This window comes from Arthrobacter crystallopoietes (assembly GCF_017603825.1).
Lineage (GTDB): Bacteria > Actinomycetota > Actinomycetes > Actinomycetales > Micrococcaceae > Crystallibacter > Crystallibacter crystallopoietes_B.
The window spans coordinates 3,034,512-3,058,521 of sequence record NZ_CP072014.1; the positions used below are offsets into that span (position 1 = coordinate 3,034,512).

22 protein-coding genes and 6 tRNA genes are annotated in these 24,010 nt (G+C 65.0%); 9 read left to right on the forward strand and 19 right to left on the reverse strand.

All coding sequences use genetic code 11. From position 1 onward, the window contains the following. Window positions 1-12: 12 nt before the first annotated feature. A complete protein-coding gene (argG, locus tag J5251_RS13870; protein WP_139003702.1) occupies window positions 13-1,440 on the reverse strand; it encodes an argininosuccinate synthase in 1,428 nt (475 codons plus the stop codon). 154 nt (window positions 1,441-1,594) lie between these two features. On the opposite strand from argG, the gene J5251_RS13875 reads away from it, so the two are divergent. The 5 genes from J5251_RS13875 (at window position 1,595) to J5251_RS13895 (ending at window position 6,855) form a co-directional block, all read left to right on the forward strand. After that, window positions 1,595-2,572: an aldo/keto reductase gene (locus J5251_RS13875; RefSeq protein WP_139003701.1), complete on the forward strand. Its 978-nt coding sequence runs from the start codon at window positions 1,595-1,597 to the stop codon at window positions 2,570-2,572. 6 nt (window positions 2,573-2,578) lie between these two features. After that, window positions 2,579-3,634: a nucleoside hydrolase gene (locus tag J5251_RS13880; RefSeq protein WP_139003700.1), complete on the forward strand. Its 1,056-nt coding sequence runs from the start codon at window positions 2,579-2,581 to the stop codon at window positions 3,632-3,634. Window positions 3,635-3,722: 88 nt separating this feature from the next. Continuing rightward, entirely contained in the window at window positions 3,723-4,520 is a 798-nt protein-coding gene (locus J5251_RS13885; RefSeq protein ID WP_139003699.1) for an ECF transporter S component, read from the forward strand. An 8-nt stretch (window positions 4,521-4,528) separates the two neighbouring features. Next, entirely contained in the window at window positions 4,529-5,269 is a 741-nt protein-coding gene (locus J5251_RS13890) for an energy-coupling factor transporter transmembrane component T family protein (protein ID WP_139003698.1), read from the forward strand. Further along, the gene (locus J5251_RS13895; protein ID WP_139003697.1) at window positions 5,269-6,855 is read left to right on the forward strand and encodes an ABC transporter ATP-binding protein; all 1,587 of its coding nucleotides are present in this window, start codon (window positions 5,269-5,271) and stop codon (window positions 6,853-6,855) included. Before J5251_RS13890 ends, J5251_RS13895 begins: the two co-directional genes overlap by 1 nt. Here the strand turns inward: J5251_RS13895 and J5251_RS13900 are convergent. The 9 genes from J5251_RS13900 to J5251_RS13940 all read right to left on the reverse strand — a co-directional run bounded on the left by J5251_RS13900 (window position 6,824) and on the right by J5251_RS13940 (window position 16,819). After that, window positions 6,824-8,953: a 3-hydroxyacyl-CoA dehydrogenase NAD-binding domain-containing protein gene (locus J5251_RS13900; RefSeq protein WP_139003696.1), complete on the reverse strand. Its 2,130-nt coding sequence runs from the start codon at window positions 8,951-8,953 to the stop codon at window positions 6,824-6,826. The two genes, J5251_RS13895 and J5251_RS13900, sit on opposite strands and share 32 nt — an antisense overlap. Continuing rightward, a complete protein-coding gene (locus J5251_RS13905; protein WP_240792895.1) occupies window positions 8,950-10,221 on the reverse strand; it encodes a thiolase family protein in 1,272 nt (423 codons plus the stop codon). The genes J5251_RS13900 and J5251_RS13905 overlap by 4 nt, the downstream gene beginning before the upstream one ends. A gap of 120 nt (window positions 10,222-10,341) precedes the next feature. Beyond that, window positions 10,342-11,688, reverse strand: a complete 1,347-nt coding sequence (locus J5251_RS13910) for an HRDC domain-containing protein (protein WP_139003694.1) — start codon at window positions 11,686-11,688, stop codon at window positions 10,342-10,344. Between the two features lie 23 nt (window positions 11,689-11,711). Continuing rightward, on the reverse strand, window positions 11,712-12,350 hold the full coding sequence (locus J5251_RS13915; RefSeq protein WP_431188529.1) for a DUF3000 domain-containing protein: 639 nt from the start codon (window positions 12,348-12,350) through the stop codon (window positions 11,712-11,714). 62 nt (window positions 12,351-12,412) lie between these two features. Beyond that, window positions 12,413-13,483 (reverse strand): threonine aldolase family protein, encoded by a 1,071-nt coding sequence (locus J5251_RS13920; RefSeq protein WP_139003693.1) that lies wholly within the window; start codon window positions 13,481-13,483, stop codon window positions 12,413-12,415. Window positions 13,484-13,531: 48 nt separating this feature from the next. Beyond that, a complete protein-coding gene (locus J5251_RS13925; protein WP_139003692.1) occupies window positions 13,532-14,293 on the reverse strand; it encodes an SDR family NAD(P)-dependent oxidoreductase in 762 nt (253 codons plus the stop codon). Continuing rightward, the gene (locus tag J5251_RS13930) at window positions 14,290-15,639 is read right to left on the reverse strand and encodes a DUF6421 family protein (RefSeq protein ID WP_208576177.1); all 1,350 of its coding nucleotides are present in this window, start codon (window positions 15,637-15,639) and stop codon (window positions 14,290-14,292) included. The genes J5251_RS13925 and J5251_RS13930 overlap by 4 nt, the downstream gene beginning before the upstream one ends. Before the next feature lie 236 nt (window positions 15,640-15,875). Then, a complete protein-coding gene (gene msrB / locus J5251_RS13935; RefSeq protein ID WP_208574267.1) occupies window positions 15,876-16,316 on the reverse strand; it encodes a peptide-methionine (R)-S-oxide reductase MsrB in 441 nt (146 codons plus the stop codon). A 14-nt stretch (window positions 16,317-16,330) separates the two neighbouring features. Further along, window positions 16,331-16,819: a hypothetical protein gene (locus J5251_RS13940; RefSeq protein ID WP_139003690.1), complete on the reverse strand. Its 489-nt coding sequence runs from the start codon at window positions 16,817-16,819 to the stop codon at window positions 16,331-16,333. 147 nt (window positions 16,820-16,966) lie between these two features. Here J5251_RS13940 and J5251_RS13945 point away from each other — a divergent pair, with 147 nt between their 5' ends. Continuing rightward, on the forward strand, window positions 16,967-18,262 hold the full coding sequence (locus J5251_RS13945) for an alpha/beta hydrolase family protein (protein ID WP_208574268.1): 1,296 nt from the start codon (window positions 16,967-16,969) through the stop codon (window positions 18,260-18,262). Here the strand turns inward: J5251_RS13945 and ybaK are convergent, their stop codons facing one another. From ybaK to J5251_RS13960, 3 genes are read right to left on the reverse strand one after another with little or no spacing between them, the layout of a single operon-like run. Then, window positions 18,263-18,754 carry a Cys-tRNA(Pro) deacylase gene (gene ybaK, locus J5251_RS13950; protein ID WP_208574269.1) on the reverse strand — a complete coding sequence of 164 codons (492 nt, stop codon included), beginning with the start codon at window positions 18,752-18,754 and terminating at the stop codon, window positions 18,263-18,265. An 18-nt stretch (window positions 18,755-18,772) separates the two neighbouring features. Beyond that, complete coding sequence (locus J5251_RS13955; RefSeq protein ID WP_171059244.1) at window positions 18,773-19,222, reverse strand: SufE family protein; 450 nt, start codon at window positions 19,220-19,222, stop codon at window positions 18,773-18,775. A gap of 30 nt (window positions 19,223-19,252) precedes the next feature. Next, window positions 19,253-20,158 carry a sulfurtransferase gene (locus J5251_RS13960; protein ID WP_208574270.1) on the reverse strand — a complete coding sequence of 302 codons (906 nt, stop codon included), beginning with the start codon at window positions 20,156-20,158 and terminating at the stop codon, window positions 19,253-19,255. A gap of 245 nt (window positions 20,159-20,403) precedes the next feature. Here J5251_RS13960 and zapE point away from each other — a divergent pair, with 245 nt between their 5' ends. Then, window positions 20,404-21,441, forward strand: a complete 1,038-nt coding sequence (gene zapE / locus J5251_RS13965; RefSeq protein WP_208574271.1) for a cell division protein ZapE — start codon at window positions 20,404-20,406, stop codon at window positions 21,439-21,441. 90 nt (window positions 21,442-21,531) lie between these two features. Here zapE and J5251_RS13970 read toward each other — a convergent pair whose 3' ends face one another. The 6 genes from J5251_RS13970 to J5251_RS13995 form a co-directional block, all read right to left on the reverse strand. Continuing rightward, on the reverse strand, window positions 21,532-21,789 hold the full coding sequence (locus J5251_RS13970; RefSeq protein ID WP_240792894.1) for an antitoxin: 258 nt from the start codon (window positions 21,787-21,789) through the stop codon (window positions 21,532-21,534). Window positions 21,790-22,088: 299 nt separating this feature from the next. After that, a tRNA-Val gene (locus J5251_RS13975) sits at window positions 22,089-22,160 on the reverse strand. Between the two features lie 41 nt (window positions 22,161-22,201). Beyond that, window positions 22,202-22,278: transfer RNA gene (locus J5251_RS13980), tRNA-Gly, on the reverse strand. A 33-nt stretch (window positions 22,279-22,311) separates the two neighbouring features. Beyond that, a tRNA-Val gene (locus J5251_RS13985) sits at window positions 22,312-22,383 on the reverse strand. 61 nt (window positions 22,384-22,444) lie between these two features. Continuing rightward, window positions 22,445-22,515 (reverse strand) — tRNA-Cys (locus J5251_RS13990). 54 nt (window positions 22,516-22,569) lie between these two features. Further along, a tRNA-Gly gene (locus tag J5251_RS13995) sits at window positions 22,570-22,643 on the reverse strand. A gap of 302 nt (window positions 22,644-22,945) precedes the next feature. Here J5251_RS13995 and J5251_RS14000 point away from each other — a divergent pair. Both J5251_RS14000 and J5251_RS14005 read left to right on the forward strand, forming a co-directional pair. Then, window positions 22,946-23,017: transfer RNA gene (locus J5251_RS14000), tRNA-Val, on the forward strand. A gap of 92 nt (window positions 23,018-23,109) precedes the next feature. After that, entirely contained in the window at window positions 23,110-23,973 is an 864-nt protein-coding gene (locus tag J5251_RS14005; protein ID WP_139003686.1) for a PD-(D/E)XK nuclease family protein, read from the forward strand. Window positions 23,974-24,010: the final 37 nt, after the last annotated feature.

Consider the following 24,010-nt stretch of genomic DNA (forward strand, 5'->3'; position numbering starts at 1 on the left):
GGGGCGGACGTGTCAGTCGGTACCGGCGTCGAACGCTGCGCGGTCCAGCGCCTCGTCGGCGGCACGGCCGGCTTCGTCGAGCGCGGCGGTATCGGCGATCTCGTCGGCGCCGCCGGCCTCCAGGGCGCCAACCAGTTCGGCGGTCGGGCCGCCCACCAGGCCCTGGGCGGCGTACTGCTCGAGCCGGGAGCGGGAATCGGCAATGTCCAGATTACGCATGGTCAGCTGGCCGATCCGGTCCAGCGGACCGAAGGCGGCGTCGCCTACGCGCTCCATCGAGAGCTTGTCCGGGTGGTAGCTCAGCGACGGGCCGCTGGTGTCGAGGATGGTGTAATCCTCGCCGCGGCGCAGGCGGAGGGTAACCTCGCCGGTGACCGCCGAGCCGACCCACTTCTGCAGCGACTCGCGCAGCATCAGCGCCTGCGGGTCCAGCCAGCGGCCTTCATACATCAGGCGGCCCAGCCGGCGGCCCTGCGCGTGGTAGCTTGCCACCGTGTCCTCGTTGTGGATGGCGTTGAGCAGCCGCTCGTAGGCGATGTGCAGCAGCGCCATGGCCGGTGCTTCGTAGATGCCGCGGGACTTGGCCTCGATGATGCGGTTCTCGATCTGGTCGGACATGCCCAGGCCGTGGCGGCCGCCGATTGCGTTGGCTTCGTTGACCAGGGCCACGGCGTCGGTGTATTCGGTGCCGTTGATGGCGACCGGACGGCCTGCCTCGAACCGGATGGTGACGTCCTCGGTGGCAATCTCCACGTCGTCGCGCCAGAATGCCACGCCCATGATCGGCTGTACCGCTTCAAGGCTGGTGTCCAGGTGCTCCAGGGTCTTGGCCTCATGGGTAGCGCCCCAAATGTTCGCGTCCGTGCTGTAGGCCTTTTCGGCCGAGTCGCGGTAAGGGAAGTTGTGCGCGGTCAGCCACTCGGACATTTCCTGGCGCCCGCCCAGTTCCGAGACGAACCGCGGGTCCAGCCACGGCTTGTAGATGCGCAACCGCGGGTGGGCCAGCAGGCCGTAGCGGTAGAAGCGCTCGATATCGTTGCCCTTGTAGGTGGAGCCGTCGCCCCAGATGTCCACGCCGTCCTCGCGCATGGCACGTACCAGCAAGGTGCCGGTGACGGCACGGCCGAGCGGCGTGGTGTTGAAGTAGGCGCGGCCGGCGCTGCGGATGTGGAAAGCGCCGCACGCCAGCGCGGCCAGGCCTTCCTCCACCAGGGCGGGCTTGCAATCGATCAGCCGGGAGAGTTCGGCACCGTATTCGGTGGCGCGTCCGGGGACTGCGTCAATGTCCGGTTCGTCGTACTGGCCGAGATCGGCAGTGTAGGTGCAGGGAACCGCGCCGCCATCGCGCATCCAGGCAACGGCAACGGAGGTATCGAGTCCGCCTGAAAAAGCGATGCCGACACGTTCGCCGACGGGAAGGGAAGTCAAAACTTTAGCCATGACTTCGATGGTATGTGCAGTAACCCCCAAAGACAGAAGCGACCGCGCCGCTGACGCCTACGTGACGTGCCGGAAATCACCGGTCCACCGCGGCCGCAAGGCCTTCCCGGGTAGGATTCGAGACGGGCCACACAAGCCAAGCGAAAAGGATGTAGTGATGGAATACCGTCGACTGGGCGCTTCAGGACTGACCGTCTCGGCAGTAGGACTCGGCTGCAACAATCTGGGCCGCAGCGGAACCCCCACCGAGACGCAGGACGGATCCACCGCCGTCGTCAATGCAGCGATCGACGCCGGTATCACGCTTTTCGACGTCGCAGACACCTATGGGAAGACCGCCGGTCTAAGCGAGGAATTCCTAGGCAAAGCGCTGGGACGGAACCGCGAGGACGTCATTGTCGCCACGAAGTTCGGCATGGACACGCACGGAGCCAACAGGAACGATTTCAACGCCCGCGGCTCGCGGCGGTACATCGTCAAAGCCGCCGAGGCGTCGCTGCGCAGGCTGGGCACCGAGTGGATCGATCTCTACCAGTTCCACACGCCTGACCCGTTGACGCCGATCGAGGAGACCCTCGCCGCGCTGGATGACCTGGTCAGCAGCGGCAAGGTCCGCTACATCGGGCATTCCAATCGCGCCGGCTGGCAGATTGCGGAGGCCGAGTTCACTGCCCGGATGCGCGGTTACACCCGGTTTATCTCCGCGCAGAACCATTACAACCTGCTGGACCGCCGCGCCGAACTGGAAGTCATCCCCGCGGCGCAGGCTTACGGGCTCGGCGTCCTGCCGTACTTCCCGCTGGCCAACGGGCTGCTGACCGGCAAATACAAGGACGGCAAGGCACCGGAAGGCAGCCGCCTGACCCACTCGCGCACCAACCTACTCAAGGACGCGGATTGGGAACAGCTCGGCGCGTTTTCGCGCTTCGCCGCCGATCGCGGCCTGTCGGAAATCCAGGTGGCCTTCTCCTGGCTGGCGGCACAGCCGGCCGTCGCATCGGTCATAGCCGGTGCCACTAAGCCTGAACAAGTCCGGCAAAACGCCGAAGCCGCTTCCTGGCAGCCCACGGATGATGACCTGGCTGAACTGGACGGGATCTTCCCGGCCGCGCCCAAAGTCGCTCTCTTCTAGCCCGCCATGACGGAATCGGGAGCAGCCATCCGGCTGCTGGTGGACAACGACACCGGCATCGACGACGCCCTGGCCCTGGTCTATCTGCTCAGCCTGTCCCATGTTGACATCGAGGTGCTCACCTGCACGCCGGGCAACGTCGCGGTTGAGCAGGTGGCCCGGAACAATCTGGCTCTGCTGGAACTGTGCGGACGGACCGGTGTGGAGGTCGCCGTCGGAGCGACAGCGCCGTTGGAGATTCCCTTGACGACGACGCCGGAAACGCATGGGCCGCAAGGCATCGGATACGCCGAACTGCCGGCACCGGAGGGCCGCGTTTCGCCGCACCAAGCCGTTGACCTCTGGGTGGAGGCAGCGCGGCAACACCCGGGCGAGCTGACCGCCCTGCTGACCGCCCCGCTGACAAACTTCGCGCTGGCACTGCGGAAAGAGCCCCGGCTGCCAAAGCTGCTCAAACGTGTGGTCATCATGGGCGGAAGCTACTACTACCAGGGCAACACCACGCCGACGGCGGAGTGGAACACCCACGTGGACCCGCACGCCGCCGCCGAGGTCTTTGCGGCGTTCGAGGGCGAACCTGAAGACCGCCTGCCGATTGTATGCGCGCTGGAGATGACCGAACGCATCGAGCTGCGCCCTGAACACGTGGCGGAACTGGGACGGCTAGCCGGCAGCGCCGAGGTCGAACTGGTGCTGCCATCGGATCCGGAAGGCCAGCGCAGCACGGCCGCCAATCCCTTGCTGCGCTGCCTCTCCGATGCCCTGCGGTTCTACTTCGAGTTCCACCGCCACTATGACCAGGGCTACCTGGCGCACGTGCACGATGTCTTTGCCGCCGCCATTGCGGCCGGTACGGTCGACTACCGCACACGACCGGCCACGGTACACGTAGAAACGGGATCCGGTCTGCTCGCCGGGACCACTGTCGCGGACTACCGCGGACTGTGGGGCAGGAAGCCCAACGCCCGGATTGTTTCGTGGAACGATCCGGAGGCTACTTTCCGGGAGGTGCTCGGCTCCATCGGAGCGCTGGCCCGGCGGCTGGATCCTGCCGTCGGGTAGTTGCCCGCTGGATTCGCTAGACTGGGTGACCGGGTCGAGGTGACATAGGCCCAATCCCATCAGTTTTTTCCAGCACTGAGGAATCTCTATGTCCACGTCCCTGACGCTGCCCTCGAACGCCGGCAGCACCTCCCTGCGCTCCCGAATCCTGCCGCTGCTCGGCGCGGCTGTTATTGCCGCCACCTACCTGATGCTGGTCCTGCTCCAGCCGGTGGAAGCGGCCGCCGGCCTGTCCAGCTGGCCCGCCGTCACCGCCTTCGCCGGCTATCTTGCCGGTGCCATCCTGCTGCTGGTCGGCGTCCTGCCGCAGCTGCCGCCCTCGGCGGTGGCCATCATCCCGGTAGGTCTTGCCCTAAACATTGTCCTGGGCCAGTTTGTGGGCAGCACGCTGGTGCCGCTCTACCTGGATTCCATCGGCACCGTCCTGGTGGGTCTGCTGGCCGGCCGTTCAGCCGGCGCCGCCACCGGTGTGCTGGGGTCGCTCGTCTGGTCCCTCTTCAACCCCACGGTGCTGCCCTTTGCCGCTGGCGCCGCGGCCATCGGCTTCCTCGCGGGGACCGCTGGCCGGCTCGGTGTCCTGCGGCGCGTCTACTGGGCGCCGGTGGCAGGTTTCCTGACCGGGGTCGTCGCCGCGGTGCTGTCCGCACCCGTGGCCGCCTTCGTCTACGGCGGCACCTCCGGCGCCGCGACCGGCGCCCTGGTGGCCATGTTCCGCGCCATGGGGGACGGACTCCTGGCTTCCATCACCAAACAGGCATTGATTTCCGATCCGGCCGACAAGGCACTGGCCTTCCTCGTGGCGGCGCTGCTGGTGGCGGCCCTCCCACGACGGATCCGCCTGCAGTTCCCGCAGGTGCAGCGTCAGGCGTCCCGGCCCGGCGAATAGCGCAACGCATGATCCGGCTTCATCCTTTCACCGGGCTCGCCCTGGCCGCCGCAGCCGCGCTGCTTACGTTGGGTGCGGACCGTTGGTGGCTGAGCCTGACCGTCACCAGCATGGCCGTCTGCCTGGCTGCCCTCGCGGGGACGGCCGCCCGGCTGATGCTCACGGCAGGGGCGGTGCTGGCTCCACTTTGGCTTTCGCAGCTGATGGTCCACGCGTTGTTCGATCCCGCCGGCAGCGAGGTGCTCTTCGCCGGCGGCCCCCTCCGGCTGACGCTCGAAGGACTGACGACGGCGGGCAGCCTGGGTCTGCGGACGGCGGCCTTCGTCTCGGTGTTCCTGTTGTATTCGCTGAGCGTTGACCGCGTCGAACTGGTCCGCGCGATCGACGCGGCCCGCGTCCCTGCGCAGCTGGGCTACATTGTTGCAGCGACGCTGGCGCTGGTCCCGGCCACGGCCGAAAGAGCCCGGGCCATCGCCCAGGCGCAAGCCGTGCGAGGGGCCGGCGAGGGCAGCGGCCCGGCCGGCTGGCTGCGCAGGAAACGGCTGCTCGCGGTTCCCCTGGTGCTGTCCAGCATTCAGGATGCCACCGAGCGCTCCGTGCAACTGCAGTTGAGGGGTTTTGCCGGCGGCTCCGGCCGGACGCAGCTTCACCCGGTCCCGGCCAGGACGTGGGAGAAACCCTTCGGGCTCCTGGTGCTGTGCCTGGCCGCGGCAGCGGCGGTGTTCCTGGCTAGCCAGGGAGGCCGCTGATGGAGCTGGAGATCCTGGACTACCGGTATCCGGGCCACGAGATACCTGCGCTCTCCGGAGTGCGGCTGTCGGTGGCACCCGCCTCCCTGACCCTGGTCGCCGGTGGTTCCGGCAGCGGCAAGAGCACACTGGCCGGGATCATGGCAGGGTATCTGCCCGGCCGCACCGGCGGGCAGCTGACCGGGTCCATCCGCCTCGCAGGCCAAACCCTCAAGTACGACGGCGGCGCGCAGCCTGACGTCGTGGACCTGCGGCAGTGGGTACGGCATGTAGCGCACGTACCCCAGAACGCCCGCTCCTACCTGTCCATGGTGCGTTCCACTGTGGAGGAGGAGTTGGCCTTCGGCCTGGAGAATGCGGGTGTGCCCAGAGCTGAGATGGCGGCACGGATCCAGTCCATTGCGGGGCAGTTCGACCTAAGCCCGTTGTTGCAGCGTGATCCCGCCCGGCTGTCCGGCGGGCAGGAGCGGCTGGTGGCCATTGCCGCAGCGGCCGTTACCGATGCCGGCCTACTGGTGTTGGATGAACCGCTTGCCGGGTTGGATGAGCCTGCCGCGGACCGGGTGACAGCCGCGGTGAGGTCGCTGCGGGACGCTGGCACCGCCGTCGTTATCCTGACCTCTGTCCTGGACACGCAGTTTTCTGATGGCGGACAGGCACTGCTGCTGGAGGACGGCCAGAGCGTGGCCGAAGGCATGTCTGCGGTCCGGGAGCGTGCGGAAGCGGCCGGCGCGGTGGTTCCCGGTGTTTCGACGACGGTCACGTCCGTGGTAGTTCCGACGGGAGGCAGGCCGGCGGAGCAGGGAAGCACAGGCAGCGCCGTCCTGCGCTACCGGAACGTCGAATTCAGCTACCCCGATCCGGAGTGCAGCCAGCGGCGGGCAAAGCTGTTCCGCCGCCGTCGGGATGTTCCCGGCGGAGCAGAGCGGGGGCACAAGGGAGGGTTGCTGGACGGCGTCAGCTTTGCGGTGCATCCGGGGGAGTGCGTTGCCCTGACCGGGCCGAACGGTACCGGCAAGACGACGCTGCTGAAGATGGCCTTGGGGCTGATGGTCCCTGATAAGGGAACTGTTTTGGTGGCTGGCCGGGACACGGCGGAAGCATCGGTGGGGCAGCTCGCGAAGACAGCTGGGTTGCTGTTCCAGAACCCGGCGGACCAGCTGTTCGAGCGGTCCGTCTATCATGAAGCCGCTTTTGGCCCACCGGGTTCGCGGCCGAATCCGGAAGCCGTCCGGCAGGCGCTGGAAGCCTGCGGCCTGGCCGGACTTGAGGACGAGCACCCGTACGAGCTGTCGGTGTCCCGGCGGCGGCTGGTCGCCTTAGCGACGGTGCTGGCCCGCCGGCCCGCCCTGCTGGTGCTGGACGAGCCGACGGTTTCCCTGGACGGGCACGGCCGGAAACTGCTGGGCGGGATCCTGGCGGCGGCGACGGCCGGCGGGGGAGCCGTCCTGCTGTCCACGCACGACAAGGAGTTCGCACGCGCGCATTGCCACCGGGTAGTGCAGCTGGGGCGGCAGCACGCGCTTGAGCAAGAAGCTGCCACCATGGAGGGCATCAGCGCTCCGGATGGAACTTCCTTCTGTTGACCCGCTCAGCTGCTCCCACCTGATCGAGGTAGGGTGTGATGCCGCCCAAATGCATCGGCCAGCCGGCACCGGTGATCATGCACAAGTCGACGTCCTCGGGGCCGGCCACCACGCCTTCTTCGAGCATGAGGCCGATCTCTTCGGCCAGGGCGTCCTGGGTGGCGCGTAGCAGTTCCTCGCTGGTGACCGGATTATTGCCGAACTGCATCAGCTCCAGGGTCTCCACCGGAATGTGCCTGCTGCCATCCTCGGTTGTCTCCCAAATGGACGCTTTGCCGGCATCGATCAGACGCTGTTGGTTGGCCGAGACATGGAAACGCTCTCCAAAAGCTACGTGCAGGGATTCCTGCACGTGCTGGGCCACCGGAAGGCCGACCATGGCCAGGAGCGTGAACGGGGTCATAGGCAGACCCATCGGCCGCAGCGCCTCGTCGGCGGTCCTGGCGTCCGTTCCTGCGTCGAAAGCCCGGCTGACTTCGCCCATGAGCCGCAGCAGCACACGGTTGACCACGAACGCGGCGGCATCCTGGACCAGGACCGCAGTCTTCTTCAGCTCTTTGGCCAGCGCGAAAGCGGTTGCCAGGACCGCTTCCTCAGTCTTTGGCGCGCGGACAATTTCCAGCAGCGGCATGAGCGCCACGGGATTGAAGAAATGGAACCCGACCAGCCGCTCCGGATGCTTCAGGTTTGCGGCCATCTCCGTCACGGACAGGGACGAGGTATTGGTCGCCAGAATGCAGTCCGCGGAGACGACTGCTTCTACTTCCGCGAACACCTGCTTTTTCACCGTGAGTTCTTCGAACACTGCTTCAATAACAAAATCCGCGTCGGCGAAGGCGTCCTTGGTGGCCGAACCCGTGACCAAGGCTTTGGTACGGTTGGCCGCGTCGGCGGACAGGCGCTTCCTGGCGTGCAGCTTGTCTACCTCGGCGTGGACATACGCCACACCTTTGTCCACCCTGGCCTGGTCAATGTCCGTCAGCACCACCGGCACCTTGAGCTGGCGGGCGAAGAGCAGTGCCAGCTGGCTTGCCATGAGCCCGGCACCCACGACGCCGACCTTGGTTACCGGCCGGGCGAGCTTTTTGTCCGGGGCGCCAGCCGGTCGTTTTGACCGCCGCTGGATAAGCTCGAGGAAAGCGTAGACGGTGTTGCGGAAATGCGTAGTCTGCATCAGGTCGGTCAGGGTTTCCACTTCGGCGGCGGCCGATTCCTGCTGGGTCCAGTCCCTGCCTTGTTCCAGCAGATCCAGCAGCTTCCCGGGCGCGGGGGATGCGTTGGACGTCTTGGCCTCCACAAAGAGGCGGGCCTCGGCAACCGCGGCGTCCCAGTCGGCGTCGTCGAAATTGGCTTTGTCGGCTCGACGTTCCTTCACCGCTTGGAGGGCCCGGGCATCGCCGGAAATGATCTTCCCGGCCCAGGCCAGCGACTGCTCGAGGAAATCTGCGGGTTCGAACAGGACGTCCGCGATGCCCAGTTCGTATGCGGCCGTGCCGTTGAGCATCTTGTTGTTGCTCAGCGCATTTTCGATCATGACCTTCACTGCATTCTGCGGGCCGATCAGCCGCGGCAACCTGTACACGCCGCCCCAGCCCGGCACCAGGCCCAGGAACGCTTCCGGCAGGCTGATCCCGTTGGCGCCGGTGGACACTGTCCGGTAGTGTGCCGCGAGGGCAATTTCAAGACCGCCGCCCATGGCCGCACCGTTGATGAACGCAAAAGTGGGGATGTCCATTCCGTTCAGGACGTCGTAGACCTCATGTCCCAGCTGCGCCATCCGGCGGCCGGATCCGGCGTCCTGCAGCGAGCCGACGGCGGACAGATCCGCGCCGGCCACCAGATAATACGGTTTACCGGTGACCGCTACGGCGTCGATCTCACCTCGGCCGGCGCGTTCGCGCAGTTCTTCCAGCGCGAGGCCGAGTTCGACCAGGCTGTTGGGGCCGAGGGTGGTGGGTTTTGAATGGTCAAGGTCATTGTCCAGTGTGAGCAGGGCCAGGGTGGCTCCGACGGGCAGGTGCACATCGCGGACGTAGGAGTGGGTGAGCGTTTCGTCCGAAAAGCGGCGGGCCAGGGCGTGGAAATCGGCGGCGCTCATGCGAGGTCCTTTCCTGCATCGCCGGAAACGGCGGCTGTTGTGCTGCTGCGCAAGCTGTAGTCCTGGTGGTGCGGGTTCTCCCAGATGACCGCGGCGCCCTCGCCCAGGCCGATACACATGGTGGTCAGTCCGTAGCGCACGCCAGGATCTTCTTCGAACTGCCGGGCCAACTGCGTCATGAGCCGCACGCCGGAGGATGCCAGCGGGTGGCCGACGGCGATGGCGCCGCCGTATCGGTTGACGCGGTCATCGTCCTCGGCAATGCCGAAGTGGTCCAGGAAGGAGAGCACTTGGACGGCGAAGGCTTCGTTGATTTCGAACAGGCCGATGTCGCCAATATCCAGCCCCGCTTGCTTGAGCGCCTTTTCGGTGGCGGGAACCGGACCAATGCCCATCACTTCGGGCTCGACGCCGGCGAAGGCGAAGGAGGCCAGCCGCATCCTGGCCGGCAGCCCAAGTTCGGCGGCCGTATCGGCCGATGCCAGCAGCGCCGCCGTGGCGCCGTCGTTCAACCCCGCCGCGTTGCCGGCGGTCACCCGGCCATGGGCACGGAACGGCGTGCGCAGTCCGGCCAGCTCCTCGACGGTTGTTTCGGGCCGCGGCGGCTGGTCCGCGGTGTGCAGGTCCCAGCCCTGTCCCGGCTTTTTGGCAGCCACTGGCACCAGGTCCGGCTGGATCCGGTTGCTCGCATAGGCGTCCGCCAGCTTCCGCTGGCTGGCCGCCGCATACCTGTCGGCCCGCTCCTTGGTGATCGCGGGGAAGCGGTCGTGCAGGTTTTCCGCAGTGTTCCCCATGTTCAACGCGGCTGGATCCACTAGCCGTTCGGACAGGAACCGTGGGTTGGGATCGGCGCCCTGGCCCATCGGGTGGTTGCCCATGTGTTCGACACCGCCGGCAATAACGACGTCGTAAGCTCCGAAGGCGATGCCGCTGGCCGTAGTGGTCACGGCGGTCATGGCCCCGGCGCACATCCGGTCGATGGCGAAGCCCGGGACGCTCTTGGGAAGGCCCGCGAGCAGCGCCGCTGTCCGTCCAATGGTCAGGCCCTGGTCCCCGGTCTGGGTTGTGGCGGCGATCGCCACGTCGTCAATCCGGGCGGGAGGCAGGGAGGGATTGCGGCGCAGCAGTTCCCTGATGCATTTGACCACCAGATCATCGGCGCGGGTTTCTGCATAGATGCCCTTCCCGCCTGCCTTGCCGAAGGGCGTTCGGACGCCGTCGACGAAGACGACCTCCCTCAACTGCCGGGCGGGATTCGTAGCGCTCACCAAGGAACTCCTCTTTGAGATGTGGAACACAAACAGCTGCCAGCATCATGTTACTCGTGGGTAACATAAGCGGCAAGCCGCGAAATGTCCTCGGTTCTCGAGAGGTGCGGTGCCGTGCTCTCAGCCTTTCCGGGAGCTCGTCTTCGGGTCCGCTTCGTCGGCCTTCGGCTTGCGTTCGGCCAAAGGTTCGGGGTGCAGGAAAGCCTCGGTTATCACCGGCACGGCCAGCTCGCGTTGCCAGTTTCGTGCGCCCAGTTCCCGAAGGGCTTCGGCAATGGAACCGGCGTTAACCGGTGTCGGCGGGCGCCAGGCGATCCGGCGTAGATAGTCCGGCGTCAGCAGGTTTTCCACCGGCATCTGCAATTCCTCCGCCAAGGCGGCCAGCCGGGGCTTTGCCGTCTGAAGCCGCGCTGCGGCGGCCGGATCCTTGTCCGCCCACACACGGGGAGGCGGGGGAGCGTTGGTCGGCATGTGCAGTTCCGGTAGTTTCTCGAGGCGTCGTGCGGCATCGATGCAGCGCAGCCAGCGGGGAGCCTCGCGCTGGGCGGCGCGGCCGTGGAAGCCGTTGACCGCCAGCAGTTGCGGTACCGTTGTCGGCATTGCCTTGGCTGCGGCGACCATCGCCGAATCCGGAATCAGCCGGCCGGGCGCAACGTCGCGTTTTTCGGCCAGCTGCTCGCGTTCCGTCCAAAGTTCACGCACTGCGGCCAGCTGGCGGCGGTCGCGGATCTGGTGCAGCCCGGACGTGCGCCGCCAGGGGTCCGTCCTCGGCGCAGCGGGAGGAGCTGCCAGCAATGCCGCGAATTCCTCTTCGGCATAGGGCAGTTTCCCCGACGCTTCCAGGACCGTGACGAGCGCTTCGCGGAGCTCAACGAGCACTTCAACATCCAGGGCGGCGTAACGCAGCCACGGCTCCGGCAACGGCCTGGTGGACCAGTCCGCTGCTGAATGTTCTTTGGCCAGCGTGAATCCCAGCAGGTTCTCCATCACGGCGGCAAGCCCGACGCGTGGCAGGCCGGCCAGCCGGGCAGCGAGCTCGGTGTCGAAGAGCTTGTCCGGCCACATGCCCAGGGCCGCCAGGCACGGCAGATCCTGAGTGGCAGCGTGCAGGATCCATTCCACCCCGCGCAGCGCGTCGTTGATGACGTCGAGATCATCGAAGGGTTCCGGATCGATCAGCCAGGTGCCGGCACCTTCGCGGCGCAGCTGCACCAGGAAGGCACGCTGGCCGTATCGGAAGCCCGATGCGCGTTCGGCGTCGACCGCCACCGGACCGGAACCTGCCGCGAGAGCCGCGGCGGCACGCTGCAGCCCCGAGGGAGTGGAAATAACTAGCGGCACCCCTTCGCGGGGAGCCGTCAGCTCGATCAGCTCGGGAGCGTCCTGCTCCGGTTCGTCTGAGGCGGTTGCTGTGCTGTCTGCACGGCGGGAAGCCGCGGCAGACGAATCCGAAGTCAAAAACGTCATGGTTATACCAGTCTAAGGGCAGGTCAGTTCCGGCGCCGGTTAGGAAGGGACGTGACACCCTCGGGTAGGGGCGGCAAACCGGCGAACGTGCACACCATGTCGGACCATGCTTCCAGATGGGACTGGAGGTCCGCGGAGTCCGGAGTCCACGAGGCCCTGAGTTCAATGTCGATCGCGTCCTGGTTATCCGAAAGCGAACCGAAGCTTTCGGAAAGGATCCTGGTGGCCGTGCCGCCGGCATTCCGGTACCGGGCGCCGTGATCGTGCAAGGCGTCCACCAGCCAGGTCCACGCCACGGAACCGAGCAAGGCATCGTTGCCCATATCGGCGTCGAGCTCCGCGCGGATGTACGTCACGATGCGGAAGGTCCCGTCCCAAACAGCGGAGCCGTCCGGATCATGCAGCAGGATGAAACGCCCGGTTGCAAGTTCCACGTCTTCGGTCTCCCGGAGGGCGGCGATGACCGGACCATGCGCGGGACGTGGGCCTGCTGCCGACGGCTGGATGACCTCGGCGCCCAATGCAACGGCGTACGGAGCCAGTCGCGAAGGAGCAGGCAGCTCCGCCAGCTTGAGTTCATTGCGGCAGTTGGCCCGGCGCAACGCGGCCAGGGCAGTCAGGAAGTCCGCGGGTGCCGCGGAGAGATCGCCAATCGCACTCACCCTCCCAGATTAAAACTGTGCGTGCTGCCCGGAACGCTAGGCGCGCCGTTGGTGCCGGATCGTTATCCGCCCAGCTCGTTCCGGATAGCCGCGGCGAAAGCATCGATATCTTCCTCCGTGGTATCGAAAGAACACATCCAACGGACCTCGCCGCGGGACTCGTCCCAGTCGTAGAACCGGAATTGCTGCCGCAGCCGGTCTGCCGCTCCAGGGGGCAGGGCAGCGAAAACGGCGTTGGCCTGGGTCGGCTGGGTAGGCGTCACACCGTCAATGCCCTCCACTGCGGAACGGAGCCGCGCAGCCATGGCGTTGGCATGCGCTGCAGAGCGCAGCCACAGGTCGCCGTCGAGCAGGGCCAGGAACTGGGCGGAGATGAAGCGCATCTTGGAGGCGAGCTGCATGTTCATCTTCCGCAGATACGTCATGCCGTGGGATGCCTCGGGGTTCAGGACCACCACGCATTCACCGAAGAGCAGCCCGTTCTTGGTGCCGCCGAAGGAGAGGATGTCGACGCCGGCGTCGGTGGTAAAGGTGCGCAGATCCGTTCCCAGTGCGGCGGCGGCATTCGCCAACCGCGCCCCGTCCATGTGCACCTTCATGCCGTGGCCGTGGGCATGCTCGGCGATGGCCCGGATTTCGTCAACGGAATACAGCGTGCCCAGTTCAGTGCTTTGGGTGATCGATACGGCCAGCGGCTGCGCCCGGTGCTCGTCGCCCCAGCCCCAGGCCTCCCTGTCGATCAGTTCCGGTGTGAGCTTTCCGTCGTCAGTAGGCACGGGGAGCAGCTTAATGCCGCCCACGCGTTCCGGCGCGCCGTTTTCGTCCACGTTGATGTGCGCGGTCGAGGCGCAGACCACGGCGCCCCAGCGCGGCAGCAGTGACTGCAAGCTGAGGACATTGGCGCCGGTGCCGTTGAAAACCGGAAAGACCTGGGCCTGCTCGCCGAAGTGGGAGGCCATCACTTCCTGCAGCCTGGCCGTGTAGCCGTCATCGCCATACGCAACCTGATGTCCGCCGTTGGCGTGCGAGAGCGCGGTGAGCACTTCCGGGTGGACTCCCGAGTAGTTATCCGACGCGAAGCCGCGCACGGACTGGTCGTGCAGGGAAGCGGACAGCAGCGAGGAGTCATTCACAGTAGATATATTCCTTTTCCAGTGGGAGGAAGTTGCAGTCGGCGGTGTTTAGACTAGCGGGATCCGCCGGCCGTTGATTTCGGCCGCCGGCCTGCCGAACAAATTCTTCACTGCCGTGGCCAGGTCCGCAACGTCGGTGAAACCGGTGAACGGCTTTTCCGGGTTCGCAGCGCGCATCCGGTCATCCACCAGCGCTTTAATGACAAGCACGACGGCGGCCGAATGCTCAGCTTCGGCTGTCTCCTTCGCACCGGGGCCGGCTGCCCGGTCGCGGCGGAACCCGTCGGCCACGGAAAACATCCAGCTTTCGGCGGCGGCCTTGGCTGCGGCGTAGTTGGCGCCGCCGGCGGTGGGGGAGCCCACTGCGGTGGCGGAGACGATGACCGCCCTGCCGTGGGACGACGCAATCAGGTCGTCATAGAACGCGCGCGTGGTGTTGCGCAGGGTGGTGACCAGGTTCCGGTGCAGGAAATCCCAGTCCTCATCGGTCTGGCCGGCAATACCCTTGCCGCCGCGCCAGCCGCCCACCAAATGGACCAAGCCGTCGAGGCTGCCGACCTCGGCGGCAACCCGGGCTGCCAAGTCCCGGACGGCCCCCGCGTCGGCGAGGTCACAGGCAAAGGTGAGTACGCCGTCGTCGTTCGCATAGGCGCTTTGCAGATGTTCGGGATTGCTGCCGACGGCGATCACCTGCGCGCCGGATGCCCGCAGGGCTGCGGAAACGGCCTGCCCCGAGGCGCCGGACGCGCCAGCCACCAGGATGCGCAGCCCGGACGGCATGCCGGAACCTGTGCTGGGGAGTTCGCTCATGCCGCGGCGCCCGTAATGCCGGAGGTCGATTCGATCACGGATTTCATCTTACGGTTCAGCGCCTCGTAGAACATGGACAGCGGGAATTCATCGTCCAGGACCTGGTCCGTCAGTTCGCGGGGCAGCCCGGACAGCGGCAGGGCGTCCGGACCCTTGGCCCAGACTGAAGCCGGGTGCGGCGTCAGCGTCTTGGTGAGCATGTCGTAAGCGGCCAGCCAGTGCGCCGTCTTGGGGCGGTCGATCGAACGCCAATAAAGCTCCTCGATCTGCTGTCCCAGCGCGACGACGACGTCCGCCACGTTGTCCCAGTCGATGCTCAGCTTGCCGTCGGTCCAGTGCAGCACGTGGTGCTGGTGCAGCCAGGCGAAGAGCAGCTGGCCGCCGAGGCCATCGTAGTTGCGGACCCGGTTGCCGGTGATCGCGAAGCGGAAGATACGGTCGAAGATGACGGCGTACTGGACCAGGCGGGCGTGGCGGCGGATGTCCTCCGACGCGTGCCGGTCATTCTGCAACCGCACCGACTCCCGGAAGGCGGTCAGATCGCAGCGCAGTTCCTCCAGCGAATACAGGAAGTACGGCATGCGCTGTTTGATCATGAATGGATCGAACGGCAGATCCCCGCGCATGTGCGTCCGGTCGTGGATCAGATCCCACATCACAAAAGTTTCTTCGGCCAGCCGCTGGTCCGCAAGCAGATCGGCAGCTTCCTCGGGGAGCTGGAGCGACGTGATATCCGCAGCGGCGCCGACGACCTTGCGGAAGCGGGCTGCCTCACGGTCCGCGAAGATGGCGCCCCACGTGAATGCCGGGGTCTCCCGCACTGCCACCGTTTCCGGAAACAGGACGGCCGAATTGGTGTCGTAGCCGGCCGTGAAATCCAGGAAGCGGATGGGCACGAAGAGCTTGTTGGAGTAGTCGCCCGCCTCGAGGTCCGCGATGAAGTCCGGCCAGAGGACCTCGAGGAGTACCGCCTCCACCAGCCGGTCGGAGCTGCCGTTCTGGGTGTACATGGGGAAGACCACCAGATGGACCAGCCCGTTGCTGCGCTGCTGCTGCGGCTGGAACGCCAGCAGCGAATCCAGGAAGTCCGGGACGCCGAAGCCGGCTGCGCACCAGCGGCGGAAGTCCTGCTGCAGCAGGCGCAGATATTCGCCGTCGTGGTTGAACATCGGCGCCAAGTCAGTGATGGCCGACACGATGGTCCCGGTGTGCTCGGCTGCCTCGGCATGGTGCGCGGTATCCGGGATGGAACCGTCATGGACCTGCAGCGGACGGAGCCCGCTGGCAGCTGCCTTTAGCCGCAGCCAGGCCGGGTGCAGTTCGGGCCGCATGTCGGGTGACTGCATGGTGTCGGTGGCGCTGGTGGTGATGCTCATGGATGCCTTCCTTCCGGCAGCGGTTCCGTAACGGAACCGTTGGAGGTGGACTTCTTGCTGTTTCCAAGAGCGTAACAACCAAACAGTGTCACTAATGCCGAATCCCCCGACAGATTAGAAACTGTTGTGCTCGTCGATGGGCGGCGGCAGGAATGACGAAGCCCGGCTCATGCTGGCCGGGCTTCGAATGGGAGGAGCTTGAGGAACTAGGGAGCCTCGTCCTGCTTGGGCTCCAGCTTCAGGGAGACGGAGTTGATGCAGTAGCGCTGGTCGGTCGGCGTGCTGTAACCCTCACCCTCAAAAACATGGCCCAGATGGGAGTTGCAGTTCGCGCAGCGCACTTCGATTCTTTCCATCCCCAGCGCCGAGTCCCGCAGATAGCGGACCTTGCCCTCAGCCAGCGGAGCCCAGAAGGAGGGCCAGCCGCAGTGGGAATCGAATTTCTCCTGGCTGGTAAATAGCTCGTCCCCGCAGGCGCGGCAGCGGTAGACGCCGGCGGTGTGCGTGTCCCAGTACTCGCCGGTATAGGGGCGTTCCGTGCCGGCCTGCCGCAGCACCTGATATTCCTCGGGCGTCAGTTCGCGGCGCCATTCGTCCTCGGACTTAGCGACGGGAAACGTTTCTGGCCTGCTGTTCACTTCACTCATATCCTTTTCAACGCTCACGAGTCCCCAATGTATCCCGAACCGGAATACAGATGGAGCACGGGTATCCCGAGTTTGTCCTGGGCGCGGTTGGCCCAGTCGGTATGGAACGTATCGGCAACGGCATGCGGGGTGGTGATCACCACAGCGCGGTCAGCCGGATGGCGCTCGACGTATTCCACGAGCGCCGAAACGCCGTCGTCGTCGACGATTTCCACCGTTCCCCGCAACCCCCTGCCCTGCAGCGCCTGGACGGAGAGGCGTTTGGCTTCCTCGGCTTCGGTTTTGGCCTCGTCGGGCGAGGGCTGGCCATGCAGCAGTTCGCGGAAGGCCTGGGCGACGTCGAGCAGACTCAGATTGTCCAGAAAATCCAGCACCAGATTCCGTTTGGTGTCCTCGGGAATCAGCACGCTGAATTCAGTACCCTCGGTTGCCAGCAATTCCAGATTCCGAAGATCCGCATCATTGAGCGGCTCTTCGGTGAGTACTACAATCGTTTCGCTCATGGCCCCAGCGTAACCAGCGGGCGCGCGGCAAACAATAACAGGCCTTCTGAGGGGCTTCTCCGCACCCACAGCCGCCTTCCGACTGCCTTCGGCGCCTGCACGGCAGGGCGTTACGCCGTCCGCGGCAGGGTGAGTAAGAATGGTGCCATGGCTTTGTTCGACCGTCGGAAAACTATAATCTCCGCCGCCGCGCCACCGGCCGAGGAAATTCGGCGGCAGTTGCCGTGGATGCGCTGGATGGGCGTCGGCGCGATCGTCGGCGCAGGGCTTGGCTCGCTGCTGGCCGGAGCCACCTCCGGGCTCGCCTCGTATTTCGCCCGCCAGGTACTCACTCCGGTGCGCGAGCATGACCAGAACCTTGCGATCTACGCCGTGGTCGGCAGCAGCCAGCACCAAGAGGTCATTCTGCCGGCCACACCGGACACCACGGCGCCCGGCCTCTACAGCATTTATTTCGACGGCGGACGCGGCCAGGCGCGGATCGGCGCCATCACTTCCTACTCGCCGAAAGACGGAACAGTCCAGCGTACCGTGGAGCGCGTTTACAGCGGCGATCTGGCCGCGGCCCGCCGCGGTTGGTGGGGAGGCGCGGTCTACCCTGACCCCGCGGCCGCGGGACTGGCCAACGAGGAAGTCCGCATCGCGGTCGAGGGCGGCCAGGCGCCAGCGTGGCTGATCAGGGGAGAAGGGAACGCCGGGACCTGGGCCATCATGGTGCACGGCCGGGGCGCCACCCGGCAGGAAGGGCTTCGTGCCGCCCGCACCGCCCGCGGACTGGGGATGACCTCGCTGCTCATTTCCTATCGGAACGACGGCGAAGCCCCCGCCGCGCCGGACGGGCGCTATGGCCTCGGGTTGACGGAGTGGCAGGACGTCGAAGCCGCGATGACCTATGCCCTGGAACACGGGGCCGAGGAGATTGTGCTGTTCGGCTGGTCCATGGGCGGCGCCATAAGCTTGCAGGCGGCGGACCAGTCCGTGCACCGCAACCGGATCAAGGCACTGGTACTGGACGGTCCGGTGATCAACTGGATCGACGTGCTGGCATACCAGGCCAGGCTGAACCGGATCCCCGAGGCCGTGGGCCGTTTTTCGCAATGGCTCATTTCGAACCGAGCGGGCAGGTTGCTGACCGGGCTCGCGGCTCCGCTCGATCTAAAGAAGATGAACTGGGTAGCCCGGTACGATCAGCTCTGCGTGCCGACGCTGATCCTGCATAGCCAGGACGACGAATTCGTGCCCTACGGGCCGTCCGCCGAACTCGCGGACAAGAATCCGCGGTTGGTGACTTTCGAGCCGTTCTCCGGTGCCAGCCACACGAAGGAATGGAACGTCGACCCCGAGCGCTGGGAGCGGGTGGTCACCAGTTGGCTGACCCACGTGCTCAGCGCCCCTGTTCCCGGGGTCAAAGGGCCGGGTATGAACGGCGTACAGCCGGACTGATCAGCCCGTACCAATGGCTGCCAGCCGCGCGCCGGTCAGGCGGATCAGGTCCTGTGCGGCTAATTCGATGTCCAGTCCGCGGCGGCCGCCGGAAACCAGGATCGTGGGATAGTCCACCGCGCTGGAATCAAGGACTGTCGGGCTGGACTGCCGCTGGCCCAGCGGGGAGATGCCGCCGAGCACGTAGCCGGTGCGGCGCTGGGCAGCCAGCGGATCTGCCAGCACGGACTTCTTCGCTCCCAAGGCGGCTGCGAAGAATTTAAGATTGAGGTTTCCGGAGACTGGCACCACGGCCACAGCAAGGTTGGCGTCTGCCATCACCATGAGGGTCTTGAAAATCCTTTCCGGGGGAAGACCGAGCTCGCGTGCTGCCTCAAGCCCGAAGTCGGTCGCAGCCGGATCATGGACGTACTTGTGCAGGGTGTGCGGAACCCCCGCCTGCTGCAGCAGCAGTGTGGCGGGGGTTCCGGTCGACGCGGTGCGCTTTGCCAACGGCGGATTTCGGCGCGGTCAGACGGCTGCGCGGGCGTCCGTAATCTGGCGCTTGATCCGGGCGAGCATGGCAGACATGCCACGCAACCGCAGCGGCGTAATGGCACGGGTCAAACCGAGCTGTTCCGGCACGTCGTCCGGTACGGCAAGAATCTCCGCAGCCGGCAGGCCGTTGAGCCCTTCATGCAGAACGCCGGCAAAACCACGTGTGGTCGGGGCTTCCGGAGGTGCCGAGAAGTAGATCTCCACCGGTTCGCCCGGGCCGTCGCCGATCTCCAAGGTCAGGAACAGCGGGGACTGGCACTCGACAACCTGTTCCAGCAGGTCCGGCTGGCCGGCAAGGTGCTCCGGTAGGTCCGGAAGTGATCGGGAGAATTCCAGCAGCAACTGCAACCGCTCAGGCTCCTCCATCGATTGAAAGTCATCGATGATTTCTGCCAGCGGTGCGGGGATGTTTTGTGCGCTCACAGTCACCTATTCTACTCGTGCGCGCTGCTCTCAACGCCGGGTGGCGGGTACTTCGCCGGGTTCGGCTCCCTTGACAATCGGCACGCGGACCGCGTTGCCCCACTCGGTCCAGGAACCGTCATAGTTGCGGACATTCTCGAAGCCGAGCAGGTGTTTCAGGACAAACCAGGTGTGGCTTGAACGTTCACCGATGCGGCAGTAGGCAATTACTTCATCGCCGTCATTCAATCCGGCCTCGCCCTTGTAGATAGCTTCCAGCTCTTCGCGGTCCCGGAACGTTCCGTCAGCCGCGGCGGCACGGGCCCAGGGCACGGAGGCCGCGCTGGGAATATGGCCACCGCGCAGCGTTCCCTCTTCGGGATAAGCGGGCATTGTGGTGCGTTCGCCGGAGTATTCTTCGGCCGAGCGGACATCAATCAAGGGCTTGCCGAAGTGCTCGAAGACATCGGGCAGGAATGCGCGGATGACCTCATCGCGGCGTTCGACGACGGGATATTCCACCTTTGCAGGCTTCGGCGTCTCGGTAGTGAGCTCCCGCCCCTCGGCAATCCACTTGTCGCGCCCGCCGTCCAGCAGGCGCACATCCTCGTGGCCGAAGAGCGTGAACACCCAGAGTGCGTAGGCAGCCCACCAGTTGCTCTTGTCTCCGTAAATCACCACGGTGGTATCGCGGGTAATGCCCTTGGAGCCGAGCAGCGCAGCGAACGTTTCGCCGTCGATGTAGTCGCGGGTCAGCGCGTCATTCAAATCCGTATGCCAGTCGATTTTTACTGCACCCGGAATATGGCCGGTCTCGTAGAGGAGGATGTCCTCGTCCGACTCGACGACAACCAGGGAATCCGCGTCCAGGTTGGCCGCCAGCCAATCGGTGGAAACGAGCCGTTCCGGGTGGGCGTAGGCGGCGAATTTCTCGTTCTGTTCTGCGGCAACAGGCATAGCAAAACCTTTCCATGCGTCAGGGGTGGTCTCTGCCCAGCCTAACCATAAGCGCGAGGAAACGATCTGCGCGCCGGTCATCATCCGCCACAATGCGCGGAGTCCGTTGCGGCAGGGCTGCATCCACCTGTTTTTCCGGCAGTGGTCTCGGTCACGAATCTGCCGCGGCGTCGTCGGTAGCGTATCGTTTTTCTGGCGGCAATTCACCGCCACGCAGATTTTCAGGAAGGCTACGGTCGGTAAACGTGCCCCAGATTGAACAGCTTTCGCGCCGGACCCCCAAGGTGTCGGTCGACGATTTGTTGGAGGGATTCCATCCTTCGCCGCGCTTCGGCGAAGTCTCCTTCGACAGTTACCGTCCCGACCCGTCCCAGCCCTCGCAGTCCGCCGCCGTCAAAGCGTTGCGGGATTTCGCCGCCGAGGTGGACCACCGGGAACCCAAGGGACTGAAGAAACTTTTTGCCGCCAAGAAGCAGGCCGGCAAAGCAGGTATCTACCTCGACGGCGGCTTCGGTGTGGGAAAAACCCACCTGCTGGCTTCCCTCTGGCACGCGGTTGAGGGTCCAAAGGCCTTCGGCACTTTCGTCGAATATACAAATCTGGTGGGGGCGCTGTCCTTCCGCAAAACGCTGGATGCGCTAAGCAGCTACCGCTTGGTTTGTATCGATGAATTCGAACTCGACGACCCGGGGGACACCGTGCTGATGTCCCGGTTGATGCGCGAGCTGGCTGACGCCGGTGTGAAGCTTGCAGCTACCTCCAACACGTTGCCCGGTTCTCTCGGCGAGGGACGCTTTGCCGCCGTCGATTTCCAGCGCGAAATCCAGGTCCTGGCAGACCAGTTCAACGTACTCCGTATCGACGGCGAAGACTACCGTCATCGAGGACTGCCGGCTGCTCCGGATCCTTTAACTGATCTTGAACTCAAACGGCGGGTCTACAGCGATTTCGATGGCCAGGTGGTCGCGGCCGATGAATTCTCGGATCTGGTCAGTCATCTCGAAGGCGTGCATCCGAGCCGCTACCGGCAGTTCATCGACGGTATCGATGCGGTGGCGTGGCATAACGTCGCGACGATCACCGAGCAATCTGTAGCCCTGCGCTTCGTTGTGCTGGCGGACCGGCTTTATGACAAGGACGTGCCCATTATTGCCAGCGGCCGCCCGTTCGATGAGCTTTTCACCCCTGAGATGATGTCCGGCGGCTACATGAAGAAGTACCACCGGGCTGTTTCCAGACTGACAGCCCTGGCACGTGAAGGGTTGACTGGCGAGGAGTCCTGAGCTCTCCCGACGCTCCGGCCCACACAGCACAAAGGCGCTGGTGCTACCTCCCGGTAGGACCAGCGCCTTTTTGGCGTGCTCTAAGAGAAGTTATGCCGAAGGGCTGCTCTCATCGGTTGCGGCACCGGGGGTATTTCCACCATCTGCCCTGTCGATGAGGTTCGCGGCTTTGGCCTGCAGACCATCTACCTGCCCGGAGTACTTGCCGCCGGTCTTGCTGTCGATGAAATCTCCAGCCTTGCCGACGCCGTCCTTGAGCTTGTCGGAATTCTCGCCGACCAGATGAGCGGCCTTGTCCCTAAGCTGTCCGGCCTTACCCTTGAGCTCGTCGAATACAGACACAGACACCTCCCTTCGCTCCTGGGAGCCGCATGCTCCCGCCTACTTCTATCGTAGGCTCGAGGCAGGGCGCGTCAATAGGCGGGTAGGCCTCGGTACAGGCCGTCGCAAGGAGACGTGTTATGCCTCTGGCACAGTCTTGTCAGACTGGCGCAAAGCTGCGTCAGCCAAAATTAGGTTAGAAGTGGTCCGGAAGGGAAGGGGCGGAGAGAAGCCCGGCTGCCAGGCAGGGGCAATAGCCCGGAATTCCTGGCTTGAGGTCATGACGGGTTAAATGTAAAAACGGCTCCGAGGGGAGCGGTTCTTTGTGGGCGATACTGGGATCGAACCAGTGACCTCTTCCGTGTCAGGGAAGCGCGCTACCGCTGCGCCAATCGCCCTGGATCCTTCAGCATCGGCGCCGCAAGCGCAATGATCGGATTGGAGCGGACGACGGGATTCGAACCCGCGACATCCACCTTGGCAAGGTGGTGCTCTAGCCAGCTGAGCTACGTCCGCGTGGAATGATGCCGGTAAACCGGACCATTTCCGTGGGCGATACTGGGATCGAACCAGTGACCTCTTCCGTGTCAGGGAAGCGCGCTACCGCTGCGCCAATCGCCCATAAAGGGTTTGTTGCATTGCTAAGCAAAACAACTGCAAGAACTCTGAAGTACCGTAACCGAGGTGGGGACGGGATTCGAACCCGCGTATACGGCTTTGCAGGCCGCTGCCTCGCCTCTCGGCCACCCCACCGTGGCCTGCAGATTCAGGACCGGCCAGTAGAACTGGCACTTACAGTGACTTGCGAGCGGACGACGGGATTCGAACCCGCGACATCCACCTTGGCAAGGTGGTGCTCTAGCCAGCTGAGCTACGTCCGCATGTGGATTTCATCAAGTTTACCTCCGGTTTGACCGGAACGTTTTCTCGATTTCCAACGAGTAAAGACTCTATAGGACGTTTTCCGCTTCGTCCAATCGAGGGTTCGAGAGCCGGTTTTACGGCGCATTTGCGGCGTCGAGTCGGCGTGCGCACACACCGGTTGAGGTCATACGAATCCTGACGGGGAGGCCGAGGACCTGGCGCGTCGGTACGACAAAATGCGCCGTTTTTGCGTCGGGGCGAACGTCGGCTAACATTCATAAACGATGCACGTCCGGTTAGCCCGGAGGGCGTCCCAGACGGGCGATTGGCGCAGTGGTAGCGCGCTTCGTTCACACCGAAGAGGTCACTGGTTCGAACCCAGTATCGCCCACCGTCAGAAGCCGGCCCCTTGCCTTTCCACAGGTAAGGGGCCGTTTTCGTTCCGGCAGGAAACCGTCAGCCGTCTCTGACATGATTCTTGGTATGACTGATCCGGCACTGGCCCACAAAACCGACTTCGGGCGGATGTATTCACGCTCAACCACTGATCTGCCCAGTGTGCCGTCCATAACCACTGTCATCTCACAGGCACCCGTGGATCTGGGCGGCTGGTTTTCCCACATGGCGGCCACCGCCATGGCGCAGGACCACCGGCTGACAGAGGCGGCGGGCAATCCAGCGAAACTCCGGGCACTGGCGAAGGAGGCCTCGACGGCGGCGGAACGCTTCCGGGATGCCGCAGCGCTCCGCGGCGACCGGGTACATAGCTACTGCGAACAAGTCTCGCTGCGCGCCCTCGGCCGTCCGCACCGTATGGCTGAGGCCCGCGAGGAACTGAGGGCGAACGGGGAAGAGGCCTTCGCCGCGCGTTTTGACGAGTGGTGGGAGCTCTACCAGGTAGAACCGGTAGCACCCGAAATCACCGTGTGGAACGCCGAGGTCGGGTACGCCGGCACCCTCGATCTCGTAGCCCGCATCGGGGGCCGGCTGTGCCTGATCGATTTCAAGACCAAAGGCACGGACCGCAACGGCCAGGTCAAGCCCATGGACGAAAAAGTTGTTATGCAGTTGGTGGCGGGAATGAAAGCGCAGGAAAGCCTGGTGGACGCCCAGTCGGGGACGTGGGAACCGTGGGCGCACGGTGACTCCCCACTGCTGCTGGGCGTGGCTATTGGTGAGACCGAAGTACGGCCCATGCGGGCCAACCCGGAAGTGCTCAAGTACCACTGGTACAAGTTCTGCGCCTTGCGCCGGGTCTGGGACCTGCAGCTGCAGGTGACCGACGCCGGCCGTGCGCTGCTGCCTATCGGTCCGCCCGCCGCTGTGCTGCGGACTGTGGCCGGATAAGGCCACTTAGACTGGAACGGACACCGGCTGAGCGACA

Bases quoted from the DNA above. Each gene is read 5' to 3' on its own strand.
- J5251_RS13925 (WP_139003692.1), bottom strand. From the start codon at position 14,293: ATGAGCGAACTCCCCAGCACAGGTTCCGGCATGCCGTCCGGGCTGCGC.
- msrB (WP_208574267.1), bottom strand. From the start codon at position 16,316: ATGAGTGAAGTGAACAGCAGGCCAGAAACGTTTCCCGTCGCTAAGTCC.
- argG (WP_139003702.1), bottom strand. From the start codon at position 1,440: ATGGCTAAAGTTTTGACTTCCCTTCCCGTCGGCGAACGTGTCGGCATC.
- J5251_RS13910 (WP_139003694.1), bottom strand. From the start codon at position 11,688: ATGACGTTTTTGACTTCGGATTCGTCTGCCGCGGCTTCCCGCCGTGCA.
- J5251_RS13890 (WP_139003698.1), top strand. From the start codon at position 4,529: ATGATCCGGCTTCATCCTTTCACCGGGCTCGCCCTGGCCGCCGCAGCC.
- J5251_RS13895 (WP_139003697.1), top strand. From the start codon at position 5,269: ATGGAGCTGGAGATCCTGGACTACCGGTATCCGGGCCACGAGATACCT.
- J5251_RS13930 (WP_208576177.1), bottom strand. From the start codon at position 15,639: ATGCAGTCACCCGACATGCGGCCCGAACTGCACCCGGCCTGGCTGCGG.
- J5251_RS13945 (WP_208574268.1), top strand. From the start codon at position 16,967: ATGGCTTTGTTCGACCGTCGGAAAACTATAATCTCCGCCGCCGCGCCA.
- J5251_RS13940 (WP_139003690.1), bottom strand. From the start codon at position 16,819: ATGAGCGAAACGATTGTAGTACTCACCGAAGAGCCGCTCAATGATGCG.
- J5251_RS13880 (WP_139003700.1), top strand. From the start codon at position 2,579: ATGACGGAATCGGGAGCAGCCATCCGGCTGCTGGTGGACAACGACACC.
- J5251_RS13885 (WP_139003699.1), top strand. From the start codon at position 3,723: ATGTCCACGTCCCTGACGCTGCCCTCGAACGCCGGCAGCACCTCCCTG.
- J5251_RS13900 (WP_139003696.1), bottom strand. From the start codon at position 8,953: ATGAGCGCCGCCGATTTCCACGCCCTGGCCCGCCGCTTTTCGGACGAA.
- J5251_RS13960 (WP_208574270.1), bottom strand. From the start codon at position 20,158: ATGCCTGTTGCCGCAGAACAGAACGAGAAATTCGCCGCCTACGCCCAC.
- J5251_RS14005 (WP_139003686.1), top strand. From the start codon at position 23,110: ATGACTGATCCGGCACTGGCCCACAAAACCGACTTCGGGCGGATGTAT.